Origin of the sequence: Myxococcus sp. CA039A, from assembly GCF_013336645.1 — a bacterium.
GTDB lineage: Bacteria > Myxococcota > Myxococcia > Myxococcales > Myxococcaceae > Myxococcus > Myxococcus llanfairpwllgwyngyllgogerychwyrndrobwllllantysiliogogogochensis.
Map to the genome: position 1 here is coordinate 1 of NZ_JABUMQ010000642.1, position 1,696 is coordinate 1,696.

A 1,696-nucleotide genomic window follows, 5' to 3' on the forward strand; every position below is an offset into this window, starting at 1 on the left:
GGCGTGGTGGGGCGTCGCGAGGCCGCGTCCTCCGCCGAGGGGGGCTTCTCGTGGGTGGGCGCGAGCGCGCTGGGATTGGAGCGGGTGGAGCGCAGCGAGCGGCGCAGCTTGTGGAGTTGCTGGCGCAGCGCGTCCGCCGAGTTGGGCCGCGTCTCCGGGTCCTTCGTGAGCATCTGGAGGATGAACGCATCCAGCGCGGGCGGCAGGTCGGAGACGAACTCGGAGGGGCGGGGAGGCCGCGCCTCCACGTGCTTCATCAGCAGATCCACGGGCGAACTGCCCACGAAGGGCAGCCGGCCCGTCACCATCTCGAACGTCACCACGCCCAGGGCGTAGAGGTCGGTCATCGGACCCACCTCCTGGCCTCGCGCCTGCTCCGGGGCCATGTACTCCGGCGTGCCCACCACCATGTCCGTGCGCGTCTGCGCGGTGCGGCCGGTGGGGCCCTGGCCCCGCTTGGCGAGCCCGAAGTCCAGCACCTTCACGTAGCGCGAGCCGTCCGGCTGGCGCACGAGGAAGATGTTGCTCGGCTTGAGGTCCCGGTGCACCACGCCCGCGCCATGCGCGGAGGCCAGCGCGGCGAGCACCTCGTCCAGGATGGGCAGGGCCTCCAGCACGGGCAGCCGGTTCTTCTCCGACAGCACGGCGTCGAGCGGCTGACCCTCCAGGTACTCCATGACGATGTACTGCCGGCCGTCCGGCACCTGGCCGAAGCCGAAGATGTCGATGATGCCCCGGTGGCGGATGGCGTTCACCGCGCGGGCCTCGGCCAGAAGCCGCTCCACCTGCTCGTTGGAGTGGGCCAGCTCCGGACGGAGCACCTTCACCGCCACGCGCTTGCCGATGAGCGGCTGGATGCCCTCGTACACCAGGCCCATGCCGCCCACGCCGATGCGAGCGCGCAGCTCGTACTCACCCAGCTTCAAGCCGATGAGCGGATCCTTCGGCACGTCCGTCAGGGCCTCCAGGGTGCTCTGCACGACGACCTTCGGCTCGTCCGCCATCGGCGATGCCGGGGCCGACGGTGGGACGTGGAACGAAGCGAGTGCCACGGTGCCGTCCCTCGGACACACACCAGTGTCCGCGGGGACGGGAAAACCACAGGTTTCGCAGTTCAGCTCGGAAGCCATCTCGGGCCAGGAAGAAAGGTCAGCGTACCAAGACGAGGTGAATGACGCGATGTGGTTCGGACCCGAGTGCAGGGCGAGCGTTCAAGCACCGCACACCCCGCGGCGTCGACCTGTCCAACAGCGTCGGACAGCCGACGGATGACCCTATTGGATGGGCACACATCCCGTCGTTGGCAGGGATGCGCCCTCACCGCCGTTGTTCTCGCCGCCCGCGCCGCCGGCCCCCTGGGCGATGGTGACCCCGCCATCCAGGGTGACCTGACCCCGCTGACACCAGATGCCCACCGATGGACCGCCGCCCCCACCGCCCCCCATTCCGCCGGGGCCGCCGGGGCCGCCTGAGCCCCCGTTGCCGCCGACGCCGCTGTAGGTTCTGATGGTCTGGCCGGACTCCTCCGTGATGATATCGGCGAAGGCGCTGCCCAGGCCTCCGTCCCCGCCGAGTCCGCCGACGCCGCCCGCGCCGCCCTTGCCGCCCGCGCCGCCTCCGAGCGTCTCGATACGGGAGCCCGCTTCCAGGGACACCTGGGCGTCGAACACGAGCAGGCCGATGGACGCCCCACCCC

General features: G+C 70.9%; 1 protein-coding gene and 1 pseudogene. Both read right to left on the reverse strand.

Going from position 1 to position 1,696, the window contains the following annotated elements:
• Nucleotides 1–1,130, reverse strand: a 1,130-nt coding sequence (locus tag HR086_RS46685; protein ID WP_174468893.1) for a serine/threonine-protein kinase, incomplete at its 3' end; no start/stop codon positions are given.
• 144 nt (nt 1,131–1,274) lie between these two features.
• A pseudogene (locus tag HR086_RS49490) lies at nt 1,275–1,696 on the reverse strand (hypothetical protein); the annotation flags it as partial.